This is a genomic window from Allobosea sp. LjRoot90 (assembly GCF_964254315.1).
Lineage (GTDB): Bacteria > Pseudomonadota > Alphaproteobacteria > Rhizobiales > Beijerinckiaceae > Allobosea.
On the sequence record NZ_CAXUTF020000001.1, the window covers coordinates 473,766 to 487,359 of the forward strand.

Consider the following 13,594-nt stretch of genomic DNA (forward strand, 5'->3'; position numbering starts at 1 on the left):
AGCTATCGCCGATGGATGTTACGATCGAACATTACGACGATTATTCGGAAGTAAATCTCAAGAGGATGAGCTTCTATAGTCACGGCGATGAGCGTAATTTCTATTTCCTGCTTGATGCAATGCATGTTCAAGTTTGGGCTCATCCGGACGTGATTCAGATCGCCATTTCGAAGCACCTAGCGGTTTGGCAACGCGAAGAGATCAGGGCACTTTTCCGGCGATACTCGATACCTCTCGACGCGATTCAGCAACTGATCGAAATCGAGTAGAGGGCGTGCCTGTCATTCCGGTCCTGAAGCAGAGTGCAAGAATCCACGACCCACAAGGCTGATCCAGTTCGTCATGCTCGCCCTTGTGGCGAGCATCCACGTCTTGAACACCGCACGCGACGAGCGAAAACGTGGATGGTCGGGACAAGCCCGACCATGACGGGTAGGGCAACGCCCCGCCCGAGAATGACGGCGCGCGGCGGGGCGTCCGCCGCGCTTCGTCAGTTCTTGGTCAGCCCCAATTCCTTCAGCACGCCGTTGCCGCGCTCGGTGAAGGCTTTCACATAGGCGGCGAACTCTTCCGGCTTGTCCCAGACCGGGGTGATGCCGCGATCGGCCATGCCCTTGCGGACATCCTCGCGCTGCATGGTGCGCTGGGCGGCGTCGAACAGGATCTTGCGGCGGTCGGCCGGAACGCCTTTGGGCGCCGCGAGCGCGAACCAGTTCTGATAAGTCCAGTCGAGACCCGCCTCCTTGGCGCTCGGCACGTCCGGGAAGTTCGGGTGACGCTCCTCGGTCATCAGCAGGATGGTGCGCACGCGCCCGGCCTCGAGCATCGCCTTGGCCTCGATTGGCGAGCCGGTGAAGACCTGGAGGCCGCCGGCGACGAGATCCTGCAGGGCAGGGGCGCCGCCATTGCTCGGCACCCAGCGTACCGCGTCGGGCGCGATGCCGGCCGCCTTCAGGATGCCACCCGAGGCGATGTGCCAGGAGCCGCCGACGCCGGTACCCGAAGCCATGATCGAGCCTTTCGGGCTGTCCTTCACCGCCTTGAGGTAGTCGGCCGCCGTCTTCCACGGACTGTCGGCCTTGACGGTGATGCCGGCCGGGATCAGCGACACCCGCGAGAACATGTCGATCGAGTCAGGCGTGAGATCGCCGAGGCCGAGCGACTTGAAGAACGAAATCTCCGGGCTGGCGCCGCCAAGGGTGTAGCCGTCCGGCGCTGCGTTCGCGATGGCCGAGTGGCCAGTGATGCCGCCGCCGCCGGTGCGGTTGACGACGTTGACCGGCTGCTTCAGCTCGGCCTCAAGCCCGTTGGCGAAGATGCGCATCACCGAATCCATGCCACCGCCGGCCGCCCAGGGCACGATCAATTGCACCGGTCGATCCGGGAAGGCGAAGGCCGGCACTGCACCGATGGCGAGCGCGCCCAAGGCCAGCGCGAGCTTGCGGAACCGCTTCATTGTCTTCCTCCCATGCTTGTCGCTTGTTCTTGCATGCAAGGAGTAGAGCGCTCTCGTGCGAGCGACAAGAGTGTATGCGGAATTTTGTATGCAGGATAATGCCGCGGCTTCCTGCATGGCCGTGGTCGCCTTGCGGCAATGGCGGGCCCCGGTTCGCCACGATAGGAGATTCCTCCGCACGAGCACGATGTGGCCGGCGGGCGGGAGAACGGGCAATGGTATCAGTCAGGCGTCTGGTTCCGGCGGAATGGAAGCAGGCCTTCCCAATCGTCGCGCAATTGCGTGGCGCGCTCGACGAAGCGGAGTTCCTGCGGCGCGTGCAGCGGCAATCCTTCTCCGGCTATGAGCTGGTCGGTGCCTTTCGCGACGATCAGCTCGTTGGCGTGCTTGGCATGCGCCCGGTCCACACGCTGGCGCGCGGACCGCACCTGCATGTCGACGATCTCGTGGTCGATGAGCGCGTTCGCAGCGGCGGCATAGGCCGGGCGCTGCTTGGCTTCGCCGAAGAAGATGCGCGCTCGCGCGGCCTCACCGCCGTCTTCCTCGACGCCCGGCGCGAGGCGATTCCCTTTTATGAGCGCGAGAGCTACGCCTTTCATACGGCTCCTTCGATGAAGAAGCTGCTTGGCGGGTGAGGGAGCTGGCCGACCGGCATCCGATCAAAGCGAAACCGCCGTCGTCTCCTTGCCGGTCTTGTTCACGACCATGGTGTAGTAGCGGGCGACGTTGCTGTGCTCGTCGAACAGCAGCTCGCACAGCGCCGTCACCTCGTCCATGTCGGCCACGCGCAGTATCAGGATCACATCGGTCTGGCCGGTGACGCCATAGGCCTGGACGACCGCCGGCTGGCGCGCTGCCAGCTCGAGGAACTGCCGCCGGCTCGGCTCGTCATGCCGGGCGAGCTCGACGGCGATGATCACCTTGAGGCCCTTGCCGGCCTTGGCGAGGTCGAGGATCGCCACGGTGCGCAGGATCAGGCCGGCCGCTTCCAGCCGCCGGATCCGCCGCAGGCAGCTCGATGGCGCGAGGCCGACTTCTTCCGCGAGCTGCGCATTGGTGCGCGAGGCGTCGGCCTGGAGCAGATTCAGGAGCTTTCTGTCGATTCGATCCATCGCGGCCATCCCGTCGCCTGTTGTGCAATAAAATTGCACAAAGTCGACGATTTTGACCACCGCCGCGCATGCATCGACGCTAGTTTCCCGGCGTCAATCGAGGACTACTGCCGATGCCGCTGCAAACCCAGTTTTACCGCAAGACATTGGAGACGCTCGCCGTCTACCGCGAACTGGTAGTGATCATGGTTCCGATCGCCGTGGCGACGCAGGCTTTGACCGAGTTCGGCGTCATCAAGGCCGTATCGCCCTGGCTCGCGCCGGCCATGCAGCTCTTTGGCCTGCCGCCGGAGCTGGCACTGGCCTGGCTGACGGGATTGCTGGTCGGGATGTGGGGCGCCGTGGTCGTCCTGTTCACGCTCGTGCCGATGACGGCGCTCAGCACAGCCGACATGACCGTGTTCTCCAGCCTGCTCCTGATGGCGCACGCCATTCCGGTCGAGCAGCGCATCGTCGCCCGGGCCGGGCCGAATTTCTGGGCGACGTCGATCCTGCGGATCGCCGGCGCAATGGCCTTCGCCGCGCTGCTGCATCAGCTCTTTTCCGCGACGGGCTGGCTGTCGCAGCCGATTGCCCCGGTCTCGAAGCCCGCAGCGGGCGAGGGCGGCTGGATCGGCTTTGCCTATGGCACCGCCAAGACGCTTGTCGTGATGCTCGGGGTCCTGCTTGCCTTGTCGTGGGCGATGGAACTGCTCAGAGCCGCCGGCATTCTCGATGTGCTCTACAAGGGGCTCGCGCCCTTGTTCCGACTGGTCGGCCTGCGCCAGGAGGCGTTGCCGTTCACCACTGTCGGCCTGCTGCTCGGCATTTCCTATGGCAGCGGGCTGATGCTGGCGGAGGTGCGCCGGCAGCCGATCGAGCCGCGCCAGGTCTTCCTCGCCAGCGTCTTCATGGGCTTCGCCCACAGCCTGATCGAGGACACGCTGGTCGTCGTCGCCTTGGGCGCCGATCTGACGACGGTCCTGTTCGGGCGGCTGCTCTTTGCGATCGCGGCGACGGCGGCCATCGCCTTTGTCCTCGACCGGTTCCCGGACGCCCCTGTCGCGCCCAGCGACTCTGCGAGCCGGTCCTAGTCGCCGGGATCACCCGAACTCGGCAACGACGAAATCGACGAAGCTGCGCAGCTTCGGGGTCGGGCGGTGGTCCGGCATGAAGACGATGTGCATCGGCCGTGTGGGCCCCACATAGGCCGGCAGGACCTGGACCAGGCGGCCGCTGGCGATGTCCTCGCGGAGCATGTCCTCGGCCTGCAGCGTAATGCCGAAGCCTGAGAGCGCCGCCTGGCGCAGCGCTTGGCCGTTGTTGGTCAGAAACTGGCTGCGCACGGTGACGCGCTCGATGCCGGAGGGGCCGGTGAACTCCCAGTCGAACAAAGGCGGGGCAGCCCAGTAGGCGAAGCCGAGGCATTCATGGGTGGCTAGATCCGCCGGCACCTGTGGCGTGCCGCGCTCGGCCAGATAGGCCGGCGAGGCGCAGGCGATCAGCTGGTAGGGCTTCAGCGCGCGGACGATCAGCCCTGAATCCTTCAAGGGCGAGATGCGGATCACCGCGTCATAGCCTTCCTCAGCGAGGTCGACGACGCGGTCGGTGAGCGAGAGGTCGACGCTGACCTCGGGGTAACGCTTCATATAGCGGGTCAGGGCCGGCGTCAGGCTGTGCGCGCCGAAGCTGAGCGGAGCGTTGATCCGCAGCTTGCCGCGCGGGGTGGCGCGCAGGTTCTGCGCGATCGCGTCGGCCGCCTCCGCCTCGGCCAGAACCAGCTTGCAGCGTTCGTAATAGGCCGAGCCGATCTCGGTCAGGCTCTGGCGCCGTGTCGTCCGGTGCAGCAGCCGTGCGCCGGTGCGTTCTTCGAGGGCGCGCAGATGCTTGCCGACCATTTGCGAGGACAGGCCGAGGCTGATGCCGGCGGCCGTGAGCGTGCCTGCCTCCACCACCCTGACGAAGACCTCCATACTGGCAAGACGGTCCATGATTGCAAACTCAAAGTTTCAAGTGTGGCGATGATACGCCGACTTATCGCGGCGTGGCGAGTAATCCATATCCAGCCTCATCCATCATGGACGAGGACAAATCCCATGCCGCGTATCGTTCGTTTTCATGAGAAGGGCGGGCCCGAAGTGTTGCGGATCGAGGAGATCGAGATCGCGCCGCCGGGGCCGGGCGAGTTGCAGATCGCGGTCAAGGCGATCGGCCTCAACCGGGCCGAGTCGATGTTCCGCGCCGGCCCCTATGTCGAGGAGCCGGTGTTTCCGGCCCGGCTCGGCTATGAGGCGGCCGGTATCGTCACCGCGCTCGGGCAGGGCGTCGCGGGCTTCGTCAAGGGCGATGCGATCAGCATCGTGCCGCCGCTCTCGATTACGCGCTGGGGCAGCTATGGCGAGGTCGCGACGGTGCCGGCGGCCGTTGCGATGAAGCATCCGGCCGAGCTCTCCTTCATCGAGGCCGCTGCGCTCTGGATGGCGCATGTCACCGCCTATGGCGCGCTGGTCGAGCTCGCCGGATTGAAGGCGGGCGAGCATGTGCTGATCACTGCGGCGTCGAGCAGCGTCGGCATTGCGGCGATCCAGACGGCGCGGGCCATCGGCGCGATCCCGATCGCGGCGACGCGGACGCGCGCGAAGGCGCAGGCGCTAGCTGAGGCCGGCGCGGCGTATGTCGTCGTCACGCAGGAGGAAGATCTGGCGCAGGCTGTCGCCAGGCATACCGGCGGGCAGGGCGCCCGCGTTGCCTTCGATCCGGTCGCGGGGCCGGCGCTGGAGCAGGTCTTCGGCGCCATGGCGCAGAACGGCATCGTCATCGCCTATGGTGCGCTCTCGCCGGAGCCGACGCCGCTGCCGCTCTTCCCGCTGCTGGCGAAGAACCTGCGGCTCGCCGGCTACCAGTACAAGGAGGTCGTGCGCGATCCGCAGGCGCTCGAGCGCGCCAAGGCCTTCATCCTCGACGGGCTGAAGCGCGGCGCGCTGAAGCCGGTGATCGACAAGGTCTTCGCCTTCGACGAGATCGTCGCAGCGCATCGCTATCTCGAGACGAACCAGCAGTTCGGCAAGATCGTCGTCGAGGTGCCGTAGGTAGGCTGACGTGATGGCGAGGCGGTTCGAGCTGGGACATCCAAGCCCGGGCGCCTCGTGCGGTGTTCCGCTTCCGACCCACGCCCGACGTACGTTACGTCCGCCTTGGGTGGGGCCAAGTCGTGAGCCGCCGTCAGGATCGGCCGGCGGTGGACGGGCAATGCGGCATGTTCGCGCTCCGCACCGGGCTGATGCGCTTCACTCGGGCATGACGATGCGAATCGGGCGTGTCCCGATCAGGGCGCCAGTCGCACGGTCTATGGTAACGGGATCGATCTCCGTGCCGGTCTCGGCGTCGAAGAACCGGGTTACACCGTCGTTGTTGCGGTGCTTTCGGCCCCACGCACCGATCGCGAACAACACCGGCAGAAGGTCCAGGCCAGCCGTCGTCAGCACGTATTCCTCCCGCGGTGGCCGTTCCGAGTAGCGGCGCTTTTCAAGAAGACCTTCCTCCGTCAAGGCCGCGAGCCGGCGCGTTAGGATCGTTGGGGCGATGCCGAGGCTTTTCCGGAACTCGTCGAAGCGGGTGAGCCCGGCATGGGCGTCCCGCATGATCAGCATGCTCCATGCGTCCCCGACCAGCGCGAGGCTGCGGGCGATCAGGCATGGCTGGTCAGAGAGATTTTGCATGTCGGTATCTTTTTGATAGTGACTTAGTATCGAAATGATAGTAACAGGGTGCTCGTCGATGTTCCATGACGGAATGAAAGCCGAGACCGATGAGCAAGACAGAACGTGGCGTCGCCCTTGTCACAGGCGCCTCCTCCGGCATTGGGCTGGCGACGGCGCGAGCGTTGAGGCGCAATGGCTACCGGGTGTTCGGAACCAGCCGGAAGGCGATGGCCGAGACCTCGGACGGCATCGATATGCTGGTCTGCGACGTCACCGACGAGGCCTCTGTGCAAAGGGCTGTCGACGAGGTTCTGGGTCGCGCGGGACGGATCGATCTTCTCGTCAACAATGCCGGGATTGGGCTGCTTGGCGGCGCCGAGGAGTCATCAGAAGCGCAGGCGAAGGCTCTCTTCGACGTGAACGTCTTCGGCGTCCTGCGGATGACGAATGCAATCCTGCCTGTGATGCGAGGCCAGCGGAAGGGCCGGATCATCAACCTGAGTTCGATCCTCGGGCTGATCCCCGCGCCCTATAATGCGCTCTACGCATCGACGAAACATGCCATCGAGGGCTACTCGGAATCCCTCGACCATGAAGTTCGCACGCAGGGAATCCGAGTCATTCTCGTCGAACCCGGTGTCACCCGCACCGCCTTCGAGGAGAACATCACGAGACCCGATCATCCGCTCCCCCTGTACGACACCGTTCGCGCCGACGCGGAAAAATTCATGCGCGAGATCGTCGAGAAGGGGGATGCACCGGAGGTGGTCGCCGACGCAGTCGTGAGGGCGGCCAAAGCGGTGGTACCCAGGAGACGCTACACCGCCGGAAAGGCGGCAGGGCAGGTCCGCTTCATGCGCCGCTTCTTGCCCGAGTCGTTCGTCGACAAGAGTCTTCGGAAATTCAACAGGCTCCCTGCCTGAGCGCTGGGTCGTCTGCAGATTTGGCAGCGTCAGGAATAGGCGGCGGGATCGACGGTACGGCTGCCCGGCCCAGTAAAAACCTCTCAGAAAAAAGAAAACTCCATGAAAGCCTTTATCGTAGATCGATACAGGAAGAAGGGCGCACTGCGGCTTGGCGAGATGCCGCAGCCGGCCTTGCGGGATGACGATGTCCTGGTCGAGGTTCACGCAGCCGGGCTCAACCTCCTGGATTCCAAGGTCCGCGACGGCGAATTCAAGCTCATCCTTCCATACCGCCCGCCTTTCATCCTGGGACATGATGTGGCGGGCACGGTGGTCCGCGTCGGATCGAAGGTTCGACGCTTCAAACCGGGCGACGAGATCTATGCCCGGCCGCGCGACGGCCAGGTCGGGACATTCGCGGAATTCATTGCCATGAACGAAGCCGACGTGGCGCTGAAGCCGAAGGACCTTACCATGGAGGAAGCGGCTTCCATTCCGCTGGTGGGGCTGACGGCCTGGCAGGTGCTGGTCGAGCGAGCTGGTCTGCGAAAAGGGCAGAAGGTCCTCATTCATGCCGGTTCCGGCGGCGTGGGGACATTCGCCATCCAGCTTGCCAAGCATCTTGGCGCGACTGTCGCGACCACCACGAGCACGGCGAATGTCGCGCTGGTCGAGAGCCTCGGGGCTGATGTGGTGATCGACTACAAGACGCAGGATTTCGAGAAGGTCCTGTCCGGCTACGACGTCGTCCTCAACAGCCTGGACGGCGACACGCTTCAAAAATCCCTGAACGTGCTGAAGCCAGGCGGCAAGCTGATCTCGATCTCCGGTCCGCCGGACCCCGATTTCGCGAGGGAGCAAGGGCTGAACTGGTTCTTGCGGCAGGTCATGCGCGCTCTGAGCTTCGGTATCCGGAGGAAGGCCAGAGCCCGGCGGATCAGCTATTCGTTCTTGTTCATGCGCGCGAACGGTGAGCAGTTGCGCCAGATCACATCGCTGATCGAAGCCGGGATCATTCGCCCCGTCATGGATCGGGTCTTCCCGTTCGAAGCAACCAATGCGGCCATGGCTTACATCGAAGCGGGACGGTCAAAGGGCAAAGTCGTCGTCAAGCTGAGGTGAAGAACGCACGGGCTACCCCAGACTGAACGCCTCGTGCACGGCACTCTGCACGCCGCCGCCCATGACCGGGCCGCCGCCGGCGACGTGGATGGCGTCGCCGACCAGGGCGGCGCCGAGGCCGTGGCGCGGGGTCAGCATCGGGGCGTATTGCTCCCAGCCGTCGCTGGCCGGGTCATAGGCCTCCATCTGGCCGAAGACGCGGTTGGTGCCCTCGCCGCCCATGATGAAGACCTTGCCGCGATAGAGCACGGCGCCATGACCTGAGCGGGCGGTTGGCAGCGGGTTGCGCGGCGCCCATTTGTCGGTCGCCGGGTCGTAGGCGTGGTGCAGGTTCGAGTTGGTGTGGAACGAGTCGACGCGCCCGCCAATGACATGGATCAGATTGCCGATCGGCAGCGTTCCGGTGTGGTCGCGCGCCGTCGGCAATGGCGCCCGCTCGCTCCAGGCATCGGCCTTGGGATCGTAGACGCGGTGCCAGTTGACCGAGGTCTTGCTCTCAGTGGTGTCGCCGATGGCGCCGCCGATCGAATGCAGCAGGCCGTTCAGGCCGACGATCGCAGCCGAGCCGATCGGGCGGGGCAGGGGCGCGATCTCGGCCCATTTATCCGTCTTGGGATCGTAGACGAAGCAGCGCGGATGCGGCTTGCGGTTCTGCTCGAGGAAGCCGCCGATGGCGTAGAGCCGCCCGTCGAGGAAGGCGACGCCGACATGGTTGGCGCCCTGCGGCAGTGGCGCGCCGTCATTCCATTTGTCGGCCTTGGGATCGTAGACGTGATGGTAGGCCCGGTCGGTGCGCTGCTCGCCATAGCCGCCGACGATGTGCATGCGGTCGTCATGGGCCGCTGCCCAGGCCATCTCCGAGCGCGGCAGCGGCAGCAGGGCCTTGGGCTGCCAGCGGCCGGGGTTGGCGGCCTTGGGTGCCGGTGAATCGAAGACGTTCTGCGAGGCGGCGAGCTCGGGCTTGCCGATCCGGCCCGGCTGGTTCAGCCGCTCGTAATGGCCGCCATGCTGCTCATGGCCGGGCTGCTGGGCGAAGGCGGGCAGGCTAAGGCCAGCGGCCCCGGCGGCGATGAAACGGCGGCGGCTCAGGCTGGTCATGATGCGTCCTCCCTCGCTAGAACTGTAGGGCAGACGCTGCGTCAGGCAAGCGCAGGCGCGGAGCCGGTTTGTCGGAAATGCGGTTCCGCATACTGCATACGCTGCTATGGTGCGGTACCTGAAACGGTTGAAATAACGCTAGGGCGAGGAAACGCATGTCAGGGCATAACAAGGTCGCGATCATCACCGGTGCCGGCTCGGGCGTCGGCCGGTCCGTCGCCATCGCCTTCCTGAAGGACGGCTATCGCACCGTGCTGGCCGGGCGCCGGGCGGATGCGCTGGAGGAGACGATCAAGCTCTCGGGCGCCCCGGCTGAGCAGGCGCTCGCCGTGCCGACCGACGTGACCGATCAGGTCTCGGTCAAGGCGCTGTTCGCCGCGACCAAAGCCAAGTTCGGCCGGCTCGACGTGCTGTTCAACAATGCCGGCGTCAACGCACCGGGCGGGATCATGCTGGAGGACCTGTCGCTAGCCGACTGGCAGAAGGTGGTCGACACCAATCTGACCGGCCCGTTCCTGTGCACGCAGGAGGCGTTCAAGCTGATGAAGGACCAGGAGCCGCGCGGCGGGCGCATCATCAACAACGGCTCGATCTCGGCCCATGCGCCGCGGCCGAACTCGATCGCCTACACCGCGACCAAGCATGCCATCACCGGTCTGACCAAGACCTCGTCGCTCGACGGGCGCAAATACGACATCGCCGTCGGCCAGGTCGATATCGGCAATGCGCTGACCGAGATGGCGCAGCGGATGACGACCGGCGTGCCGCAGGCGGACGGCTCGATCAAGGTCGAGGCGGTGATGGATGTCGGCCATGTCGCCTCGACCGTGCTGCACATGGCGGCGCTGCCGATCGAGGCGAATGTGCTGTTCGTCACGGTGATGGCGACCAAGGCGCCCTTCGTCGGCCGCGGCTGAGGGACATACTCTCGCAAGCGCCGGTGCGATGAGCGGCGACCCGCTGTCGTCATGGTCGGGCCAGTCCCGGCCTTCGACGTCTTGCGACGAGCATCATTTGCGCGACACTGTCCGGGGCGGCTCGGGAGTGCCTCGCTTGTCAGCCTTCGAAGCGTCGGAACAGTCCAAAGACGTGGATGGTCGCCACAAGGGCGACCATGACGGACAGCGTGCGACCGGGGGCGAGCCCGGCCATGCCGCGCCGGTCGATCCCAAAGTCGCCCGGGCCTATCGGCTGACGATCTGGGGCATCGCGCTCGGCATCCTGATCTTCGCCGGCAATGTCGTGCTCTGGGCGCTGGCGATCGGCAACAACCAGCTGTTCAAGGACGGCGTCGACTGGGTCTACGATGTCGCGCTCTACGGCATCGCCGCGCTGGTCTTCGGCCGCGACGAGCGGGCTGAAAAGGTCGCGGCGCTCGGCATCGGCGCGGTGATGGCGGTGGCGGGGCTGCACACGCTCTACGACCTCTGGGACAAGATCATGCGGCCGCGGCCGATCGAGGTCTTCGCGCTCGGCTTCTCGGCGGCGAGCGCGATCCTGATCGCCTATCTGATCATCGGCGTGCTCTGGCGTTTTCGGGCCGAGTCCAATCCGGTGATCAAGGCGACCTGGCTCTCATCCCGCAACGACGCGATCTCGACCACCGGCTTTGCGCTGCTCGGCCTCGGCGCAAGGCTGCTGCCGGTGCGCTGGCCGGAATACCTGTTCGATGTCTTCGTCGCCTTCCTCTGCTTCCAGGCGACCTGGGCGATCTGGCGCGCGACCAGGCAGTCGCCGGATCGGACGAAAGTCGAAGCAAAAGAAGATTATTCTTCCTAGACCAAGGTCGTACGACCGGGTTCTTCCGTCTTGGCGGCAAACAAAAAAATCCTGTGCGGCTTCTCCCGCGAGGGCTGTGGCGAAATCATGGCAACCCCTGCAATTCATGCCGAAGTGGGCCGGTATCCGGGCCGTTTCGGCGCCAAGGAGCGCCAGAATGTCCGTCCTCTCCCTCATCCGCCGTGGTGCGGCCATACTGGCCGCGAGCCTCGTGCTCGGCGGCGTGGCGCTGGCGCAGTCCGGCCCGCTGGTCTCGACCGAATGGCTCGAGAAGAACCTCAACGATCCCAAGGTCAGGGTCGTCGAGGTCAGCGTCGAGCCCGGCGTCTATGAGCGCGGCCACATCCCCGGCGCGCAGAACATCGCCTGGCACACCGACCTGGTCGAGACCGTCTCGCGCGACATTGCCGGCCCCGAAAAATTCCAGGCGCTGGCCCGCAAGCTCGGCGTCGACAAGGACGTGACCGTGGTTCTGTACGGCGACAACAACAACTGGTTCGCCGCCTGGGGCGCCTGGGTGTTCGATATCTACGGCCTGCGCGACAACGTGAAGCTGCTCGATGGCGGCCGCAAGAAGTGGGAGCTGGAGAAGCGCCCGGTTGCGACCAATCCGGTGCCGGTCAAGGCCTCGAGCTTCAGCGTCGGCGAGCCCAACAAAAAGCTGCGCGCCCGGCTGACGGATGTCGTCGCCACTGTCGAGAAGAAGTCCGAGGCGCGCGTGCTCGACATCCGCTCGCCGGACGAGTTCTCCGGCAAGATCATCGCGCCGGCCGGCTTCCAGGAACTGGCGCTGCGCGCCGGCCATATCCCGGGCTCGGTCAACGTGCCGTGGGCGCGCGCGGTCAACCAGGCCGACGGCACGCTGAAATCGCCGGAGGAGCTGAAGAAGCTCTATGCCGAGGTCGGCATCGACGGCTCCAAGCCGGTGATTACGTCCTGCCGCATCGGCGAGCGCTCGAGCCACACCTGGTTCATTCTCTCGCGCGTTCTCGGCTACCAGGCCGCCAATTATGACGGCTCCTGGACCGAGTACGGCAATGTCGTCGGCCTGCCGATCTCGAACCCGGCCGGCACGGTCTGGGGCGGCAAGTAAGACTGCAGCCTGAATGAGCATCTCAGACGATAGCGGCGCGCTGGACTATGAGCTGGCGCGCCGGCAGGCAGGGGCGGAGCCGATGAGGCTGCCGCCCTTGCGCTTCATCGCAGCAGCCGTCGTCGCCATCGCGATCGCGGTTTCCATCTACCTCGTCGGGCGCCATGGCGATCCGGCGCCGCAGCTCCAGCTCTCGCTGATTTTGGGCGCCGCCTTCGGCTTCGTGCTGCAGCGCTCACGCTTCTGCTTCTTCTGCATCTGGAAGGACTGGCTCGACCGGCGCGATCCGCGCGGATTGCTCGGCATCCTCACCGCGCTTGGCGTCGGGCTCGCCGGTTACACGCTGATCTATGGCGCCTGGCTGCCCGATCCGTCGGGCACGCGCCTGCCGCCGACGGCGCATATCGGCCCGGTCGGCCCGGCGCTGCTGCTGGCGGGTCTCGCCTTCGGCGCCGGCATGGCGATTTCCGGCTCCTGCATCAGCGCCCATCTCTACCGGCTGGGGGAGGGCTCACCGACCTCGCCTTTCGCGCTGATCGGCGCTGGCCTCGGCTTCATCCTCGGTTTCCTGAGCTGGAACGAGCTCTATCTCCGGACGATCTCGGACTCGCCGGTGCTGTGGCTGCCGCGTCAGCTCGGCTATGGCGGCGCGCTATTGGCGGGGCTCGCCGTGCTCGGCGCGGCGGCGTGGTGGTTGCTGCGAGCTGGTCGGCCAGGCGAACAGGGAGCCGCGGAGAAGGCGCTGGCTGACCCCGTCGCCGCGATCTTCCTTCGCCGTTGGCCGGCTTGGCTGGGCGGGCTCTTCGTCGGCTTGATCGGCGTTGCCGCTTATCTGCGCCTGTCGCCGCTTGGCGTTACCGCCGAGCTTGGCTCGCGCGCTCGCCAGTTCGCGACCGGGCTCGACCGGCTGCCGGCGCGGCTGGAAGGGCTCGACAGCTTCCGCGGCTGCGCCACCCTGATCCGCGAGACGCTGCTGACGCCGAACGGGCTCTTCGTCGCCGGGCTTGTCGCGGCGGCCTTTGCCGCGGCGCTGGCGGCGGGGGAGTTCAAGCCGCGGCGGCCCAATGGCGGGCATGTGCTGCGTGGGTTGATCGGCGGGACGCTGCTCGGCTGGGGCACGGTGTTCGGGCTCGGCTGCACGGTCGGCACGTTGCTCTCGGGCATCTCGGCCGGGGCGGTCTCGGGCTGGGTCTTCGCGCTCGGGCTGATCGTAGGCACGACGGTGACGTTGAAGCTCGGGCGGCGGTTCGGCGTGCTGGATTGAGCACGGCGTGGCCGTCATTCTCGGGCGGAGCGTAGCGCAGACCCGAGAATCTCATGACGCGAAGGCGCCGACTGGAACCCCCTCC

General features: G+C 65.8%; 15 protein-coding genes. 10 read left to right on the forward strand and 5 right to left on the reverse strand.

Annotation, left to right across the window (positions count from 1 at the left end):
- The first annotated feature begins 11 nt into the window (after positions 1-11).
- A complete protein-coding gene (locus ACSQ3M_RS02310; protein WP_436148450.1) occupies positions 12-269 on the forward strand; it encodes a hypothetical protein in 258 nt (85 codons plus the stop codon).
- A 221-nt stretch (positions 270-490) separates the two neighbouring features.
- Here ACSQ3M_RS02310 and ACSQ3M_RS02315 read toward each other — a convergent pair whose 3' ends face one another.
- The gene (locus ACSQ3M_RS02315; RefSeq protein WP_436148451.1) at positions 491-1,456 is read right to left on the reverse strand and encodes a Bug family tripartite tricarboxylate transporter substrate binding protein; all 966 of its coding nucleotides are present in this window, start codon (positions 1,454-1,456) and stop codon (positions 491-493) included.
- A 215-nt stretch (positions 1,457-1,671) separates the two neighbouring features.
- Here ACSQ3M_RS02315 and ACSQ3M_RS02320 point away from each other — a divergent pair, with 215 nt between their 5' ends.
- Positions 1,672-2,091, forward strand: a complete 420-nt coding sequence (locus ACSQ3M_RS02320) for a GNAT family N-acetyltransferase (RefSeq protein WP_436148452.1) — start codon at positions 1,672-1,674, stop codon at positions 2,089-2,091.
- A gap of 24 nt (positions 2,092-2,115) precedes the next feature.
- Here the strand turns inward: ACSQ3M_RS02320 and ACSQ3M_RS02325 are convergent, their stop codons facing one another.
- Positions 2,116-2,568, reverse strand: a complete 453-nt coding sequence (locus tag ACSQ3M_RS02325; protein WP_436148453.1) for an Lrp/AsnC family transcriptional regulator — start codon at positions 2,566-2,568, stop codon at positions 2,116-2,118.
- A 113-nt stretch (positions 2,569-2,681) separates the two neighbouring features.
- On the opposite strand from ACSQ3M_RS02325, the gene ACSQ3M_RS02330 reads away from it, so the two are divergent.
- A complete protein-coding gene (locus tag ACSQ3M_RS02330; protein WP_436148454.1) occupies positions 2,682-3,641 on the forward strand; it encodes a nucleoside recognition domain-containing protein in 960 nt (319 codons plus the stop codon).
- Positions 3,642-3,650: 9 nt separating this feature from the next.
- Here ACSQ3M_RS02330 and ACSQ3M_RS02335 read toward each other — a convergent pair whose 3' ends face one another.
- Entirely contained in the window at positions 3,651-4,538 is an 888-nt protein-coding gene (locus ACSQ3M_RS02335) for a LysR family transcriptional regulator (protein WP_436148455.1), read from the reverse strand.
- A gap of 105 nt (positions 4,539-4,643) precedes the next feature.
- Here ACSQ3M_RS02335 and ACSQ3M_RS02340 point away from each other — a divergent pair, with 105 nt between their 5' ends.
- Positions 4,644-5,636, forward strand: coding sequence for a zinc-dependent alcohol dehydrogenase family protein (locus tag ACSQ3M_RS02340; RefSeq protein ID WP_436148456.1), 993 nt, complete (start codon positions 4,644-4,646; stop codon positions 5,634-5,636).
- 198 nt (positions 5,637-5,834) lie between these two features.
- Here the strand turns inward: ACSQ3M_RS02340 and ACSQ3M_RS02345 are convergent, their stop codons facing one another.
- Positions 5,835-6,266: a winged helix-turn-helix transcriptional regulator gene (locus ACSQ3M_RS02345; RefSeq protein ID WP_436148457.1), complete on the reverse strand. Its 432-nt coding sequence runs from the start codon at positions 6,264-6,266 to the stop codon at positions 5,835-5,837.
- Positions 6,267-6,355: 89 nt separating this feature from the next.
- Here ACSQ3M_RS02345 and ACSQ3M_RS02350 point away from each other — a divergent pair, with 89 nt between their 5' ends.
- Together ACSQ3M_RS02350 and ACSQ3M_RS02355 are read left to right on the forward strand one after the other, a co-directional pair.
- Positions 6,356-7,171 carry an oxidoreductase gene (locus ACSQ3M_RS02350; protein ID WP_436148458.1) on the forward strand — a complete coding sequence of 272 codons (816 nt, stop codon included), beginning with the start codon at positions 6,356-6,358 and terminating at the stop codon, positions 7,169-7,171.
- A gap of 102 nt (positions 7,172-7,273) precedes the next feature.
- Positions 7,274-8,275 carry an NADP-dependent oxidoreductase gene (locus ACSQ3M_RS02355; protein ID WP_436148459.1) on the forward strand — a complete coding sequence of 334 codons (1,002 nt, stop codon included), beginning with the start codon at positions 7,274-7,276 and terminating at the stop codon, positions 8,273-8,275.
- Between the two features lie 12 nt (positions 8,276-8,287).
- Here ACSQ3M_RS02355 and ACSQ3M_RS02360 read toward each other — a convergent pair whose 3' ends face one another.
- Positions 8,288-9,373 carry a Kelch repeat-containing protein gene (locus ACSQ3M_RS02360; RefSeq protein ID WP_436148460.1) on the reverse strand — a complete coding sequence of 362 codons (1,086 nt, stop codon included), beginning with the start codon at positions 9,371-9,373 and terminating at the stop codon, positions 8,288-8,290.
- A 155-nt stretch (positions 9,374-9,528) separates the two neighbouring features.
- Between ACSQ3M_RS02360 and ACSQ3M_RS02365 the strand changes: the two genes are divergently transcribed.
- The 4 genes from ACSQ3M_RS02365 (at position 9,529) to ACSQ3M_RS02380 (ending at position 13,509) form a co-directional block, all read left to right on the forward strand.
- Positions 9,529-10,290 carry an SDR family oxidoreductase gene (locus ACSQ3M_RS02365; RefSeq protein WP_436148461.1) on the forward strand — a complete coding sequence of 254 codons (762 nt, stop codon included), beginning with the start codon at positions 9,529-9,531 and terminating at the stop codon, positions 10,288-10,290.
- Between the two features lie 172 nt (positions 10,291-10,462).
- Entirely contained in the window at positions 10,463-11,152 is a 690-nt protein-coding gene (locus tag ACSQ3M_RS02370) for a cation transporter (protein WP_436148462.1), read from the forward strand.
- A gap of 157 nt (positions 11,153-11,309) precedes the next feature.
- Positions 11,310-12,245, forward strand: a complete 936-nt coding sequence (locus tag ACSQ3M_RS02375; RefSeq protein WP_436148463.1) for a sulfurtransferase — start codon at positions 11,310-11,312, stop codon at positions 12,243-12,245.
- A gap of 13 nt (positions 12,246-12,258) precedes the next feature.
- Positions 12,259-13,509 carry a YeeE/YedE family protein gene (locus tag ACSQ3M_RS02380; RefSeq protein WP_436148464.1) on the forward strand — a complete coding sequence of 417 codons (1,251 nt, stop codon included), beginning with the start codon at positions 12,259-12,261 and terminating at the stop codon, positions 13,507-13,509.
- Positions 13,510-13,594 lie beyond the last annotated feature (85 nt).

Bases quoted from the DNA above. Each gene is read 5' to 3' on its own strand.
- ACSQ3M_RS02335 (WP_436148455.1), bottom strand. From the start codon at position 4,538: ATGGACCGTCTTGCCAGTATGGAGGTCTTCGTCAGGGTGGTGGAGGCA.
- ACSQ3M_RS02365 (WP_436148461.1), top strand. From the start codon at position 9,529: ATGTCAGGGCATAACAAGGTCGCGATCATCACCGGTGCCGGCTCGGGC.
- ACSQ3M_RS02315 (WP_436148451.1), bottom strand. From the start codon at position 1,456: ATGAAGCGGTTCCGCAAGCTCGCGCTGGCCTTGGGCGCGCTCGCCATC.
- ACSQ3M_RS02320 (WP_436148452.1), top strand. From the start codon at position 1,672: ATGGTATCAGTCAGGCGTCTGGTTCCGGCGGAATGGAAGCAGGCCTTC.
- ACSQ3M_RS02350 (WP_436148458.1), top strand. From the start codon at position 6,356: ATGAGCAAGACAGAACGTGGCGTCGCCCTTGTCACAGGCGCCTCCTCC.
- ACSQ3M_RS02355 (WP_436148459.1), top strand. From the start codon at position 7,274: ATGAAAGCCTTTATCGTAGATCGATACAGGAAGAAGGGCGCACTGCGG.
- ACSQ3M_RS02325 (WP_436148453.1), bottom strand. From the start codon at position 2,568: ATGGATCGAATCGACAGAAAGCTCCTGAATCTGCTCCAGGCCGACGCC.
- ACSQ3M_RS02345 (WP_436148457.1), bottom strand. From the start codon at position 6,266: ATGCAAAATCTCTCTGACCAGCCATGCCTGATCGCCCGCAGCCTCGCG.
- ACSQ3M_RS02380 (WP_436148464.1), top strand. From the start codon at position 12,259: ATGAGCATCTCAGACGATAGCGGCGCGCTGGACTATGAGCTGGCGCGC.
- ACSQ3M_RS02310 (WP_436148450.1), top strand. From the start codon at position 12: ATGGATGTTACGATCGAACATTACGACGATTATTCGGAAGTAAATCTC.
- ACSQ3M_RS02340 (WP_436148456.1), top strand. From the start codon at position 4,644: ATGCCGCGTATCGTTCGTTTTCATGAGAAGGGCGGGCCCGAAGTGTTG.
- ACSQ3M_RS02375 (WP_436148463.1), top strand. From the start codon at position 11,310: ATGTCCGTCCTCTCCCTCATCCGCCGTGGTGCGGCCATACTGGCCGCG.
- ACSQ3M_RS02360 (WP_436148460.1), bottom strand. From the start codon at position 9,373: ATGACCAGCCTGAGCCGCCGCCGTTTCATCGCCGCCGGGGCCGCTGGC.
- ACSQ3M_RS02330 (WP_436148454.1), top strand. From the start codon at position 2,682: ATGCCGCTGCAAACCCAGTTTTACCGCAAGACATTGGAGACGCTCGCC.